A 3,497-nucleotide genomic window follows, 5' to 3' on the forward strand; every position below is an offset into this window, starting at 1 on the left:
AGCATTTTCTGGCTCTCGGGGTTTAGGTCTCTAATCAATCTCATTGTATTTTCCTGCTGCTTCGTTTTTTTATGTATTATACTTCTTAATTTTTTATTTGGGTAATTAATTTTGCATGACTACTTACCTCATTCTTGACGGGGAGCCATTCATGGTGTTAATATAATTTTGTCCCAGATCGCAACTATACATACATCAACGGTGATTGCCCAAAAAATTACTTTTTCTAATGGATTGGAATGTTACTACAGTAGTAGCAAAGAGGAAACAGAATACATTTTTTCGGAAATATTTACTGAAAGGCAATATGAAGGGCATGATATCGTCATCAAAGAAGGCGATGTGATCTTTGATGTTGGAGCTAATATCGGTCTATTCTCTATTTTTGTCAAGGGAGTTGAACCAACAGCAAAAGTTTTCGCCTTTGAGCCAATCAAGCCAACTTTTGAGGTTTTGCAAAAAAATATTCATTTGCATTCTTTAGAGGATGTTGTTTTATTTAACTGTGGATTAAGTTCAGAGAATAACCCAGCAAAAATCTTTACTTTTTATCCCAATATGTCTGCTAATTCAACCACAAAGCCAGAGGATACCTTGGCTGCATTAGAAGATATTCAAGTCGATCAGAATTCCCAAAAAATAGAAAATTTGTTTGAAGAGTTTTTCCAAGAAAAAGAACAAGTAGCCTGTGAAGTAAGAACTCTATCTTCCGTAATTAATGAACTCGGTATTGACTCCATTGACTTACTGAAAATTGACGTGGAAGGAGAAGAATACGAAGTATTTCAAGGCATCGAAGCTAAAGACTGGCCGAAAATCAAGCAAATAGTGGCTGAAATTCACGATCAAAAGGGACGCTTAAAGCAAATAAGCCAAATGCTGGCAGACAATGGCTTCAAAATTCAACTAGAAAAAAGAGAATTACTACCTTTGACATTCGTGGATATTTTCCATTTATACGCTGTGCGTTAGTGGTTGAACTTTTATTCTCAAAGTTAATCTATTTTTCCAGAAAATTGGTTAATAACTGACTGAAACGTTGGGCAATAATCGGGGCATCAAATTCTGAAACTTTCGCTCTACCTGCCTTCCCTAAGGAACGAGCTTTTTCTGGATTGAGAAGCACTTCCGCTAATTTACTGGCTAAATCTTCGGCATCTAAGGGGTTGGCTAATAGACCTTGTACACCATCTTCAATCAACTCCGGTGTCGAGGAGGAACGACTGGCGACAATCGGTTTATAACTGGCCATAGCTTCAGCAAAAACTATACCAAATCCTTCTTGCAGACTAGGTAAACAAAAAACTTGACAATCAAGATATTCTTGGATCAGTTCTTGATAGGAAAGATAGCCGAGAAAAGTAACATTTTGCTCTAAATTGAGTTCTTGTGCCAGACGGCGTAAATTATTCCATTCAGGACCTTTGCTGGCAATTCTTACCTCTACATCGGGTATTTGACGGCGGAGAATTGCGGCGGCGCGGATCAAAGTGGCAACATTTTTGCGGGGATACTGGACACCGACACAAAACACAGTCGGCCTCCTCTGCTCGCGGTTTTTTTCCTCATACTTGACCGAGGCTACCGCTGCATCCCAACCTTTGAGATCAATTAGAGAATGAACAATTTCGATATTGCCATCATACTGATAAAGTTGCTTGAGTCTAGTGCGGGAATATTCACTGATAGAGATGACCAGATCTGCACGATGGACGTTCACTTTCTCGGCTTTTGCCATCAATTCTAGAGAAGTTCGCACCCAACCCCGCTCAAAGGTGGCCTCATCGGCAATAATACCAAGAATATAAACAATAAAGGGTACTTTCAGGCGATCGCTGATGGCGTAACCATCCATATCGTAACCCACCACCAGATCATAGTCGTCAAAACAACGGGGATCGAGTCGCCAATTCCAAAGAAAGCGATGAGCCATATAACCTAACGGCCCCGATGCTTTGGCCGGCGAGAAGACATCAACCACATGACCCTGGGAGCGCAACTCGTTAGTCAGATGGATATTGGTGACGAAGGTACCACTTCCGCGCTTGACATTTTGGGGAGTTGCTGTGATGATTGCTATCTTCATTTTTTGTCAAAGTTTATGGCAGCGGTTGGATGATGATGGGAAAATTAGAACAAATAAGGTAGGCGGGAGTGGGTGCGAATCAAATCTTGATTTTCCCTGATAACATTCTCAAAATCTATGGACGAACGGATATCCTCGCGTCCGTTAGCTTTTTTCGTCAAAACGATGAAATGTCCCTATGGAGTATTAGGATGTTAGAAAACAAACGCAGATTGATTAATTATCCATAGGAAAGCGGTTATCAAAAATAACCGCTTCTGCAATTTTCCAAGAATCTCTTTAACGTTCGCGGCGACCGAAATTTTTGCGCTCACCGCGGCCACCACCGCCAAAATTATCTTCTTTGGGACGAGCTTTATTGACTTTCATCTGTCGTCCCATCCATTCGGCCCCGTCAAGAGTTTCGATCGCTTTTGCTTCTTCCTCATCGGAGGACATTTCCACAAAACCAAAACCGCGCATTTTACCCGTTTCCCGATCTACGGGCAAGTAAACGCGACTAACTGTGCCGTATTCAGCGAATACCTCTTTCAAGTCATCTGTCGTGACGTCATAAACCAGATTACCAACGTAAATCGTCATGGATTGTCTCCCAATATCACAGCCATTTCGAGAAGGAGATCGGACACAACCCAGTCAAGGCCATCAGGGAAAAACCACTTCTGTTTGAAACCAATGCTGCTACCGAACCTAACTACTCTCTCTAAACTAGCATAGCTGATCAGTGATCGGTGATCAGTAGGAGTAGGGAGTATTAAGTGAGCAGTATTACAAGGCGGTTTTCTGCTTTCTTTTCACTGATTACTGTTCACCGATAACTGATTAGGGTAGCCAAGGATATTGACTAAAATCGGGGGGACGTTTTTCGAGGAAAGCCTGTTTACCTTCGGCTCCTTCGGCGGTCATATAGTAGAGTAAAGTGGCATTGCCCGCTAACTCCTGTAAACCCGCTTGACCATCACAATCAGCATTAAAAGCCGATTTTAGGCAACGAATCGCCAAGGGACTTTTTTCGAGAATTTCTAAGGACCATTTAATCCCTTCCCGCTCTAATTCCTCCACCGGGACGACATGGTTAACCAAACCCATTTCTAAAGCTTGTTGGGCGTTATACTGCCGACAGAGAAACCAAATCTCGCGAGCCTTTTTCTGACCGACCACCCGGGCTAGATAACTAGAGCCGAAACCGCCGTCAAAACTGCCCACTTTCGGACCGGTCTGGCCAAAAATGGCGTTATCCGCTGCTAAGGTTAAATCACAAACCAAGTGTAAAACATGACCGCCCCCGACCGCATAACCTGCCACCAGCGCGATAACTACCTTGGGGATGGAGCGAATTAATTTCTGTAAATCCAGCACATTGAGCCGGGGTACGCCATCATCGCCAATATAACCCGCCTGACCGCGCACC

4 protein-coding genes are annotated in these 3,497 nt (G+C 42.9%); 1 reads left to right on the forward strand and 3 read right to left on the reverse strand.

Going from position 1 to position 3,497, the window contains the following annotated elements:
- Positions 1–201: 201 nt before the first annotated feature.
- Entirely contained in the window at positions 202–972 is a 771-nt protein-coding gene (locus tag PX481_RS22720; protein ID WP_288096189.1) for an FkbM family methyltransferase, read from the forward strand.
- Between the two features lie 28 nt (positions 973–1,000).
- Here the strand turns inward: PX481_RS22720 and PX481_RS22725 are convergent, their stop codons facing one another.
- From PX481_RS22725 to menB, 3 genes are all read right to left on the reverse strand, one after another.
- Positions 1,001–2,086: a glycosyltransferase family 4 protein gene (locus PX481_RS22725; protein WP_002759508.1), complete on the reverse strand. Its 1,086-nt coding sequence runs from the start codon at positions 2,084–2,086 to the stop codon at positions 1,001–1,003.
- 279 nt (positions 2,087–2,365) lie between these two features.
- A complete protein-coding gene (rbp, locus tag PX481_RS22730; protein WP_002759510.1) occupies positions 2,366–2,668 on the reverse strand; it encodes an RNA-binding regulator in 303 nt (100 codons plus the stop codon).
- Positions 2,669–2,908: 240 nt separating this feature from the next.
- On the reverse strand, positions 2,909–3,497 hold a 589-nt coding region (gene menB, locus PX481_RS22735; RefSeq protein ID WP_288096193.1), incomplete at its 5' end, for a 1,4-dihydroxy-2-naphthoyl-CoA synthase.

This window comes from Microcystis sp. M53603_WE2 (genome assembly GCF_030065435.1).

Excerpts from the sequence above, each read along its gene's own strand:
- rbp (WP_002759510.1), bottom strand. The coding sequence starts at position 2,668 with ATGACGATTTACGTTGGTAATCTGGTTTATGACGTCACGACAGATGAC.
- PX481_RS22725 (WP_002759508.1), bottom strand. The coding sequence starts at position 2,086 with ATGAAGATAGCAATCATCACAGCAACTCCCCAAAATGTCAAGCGCGGA.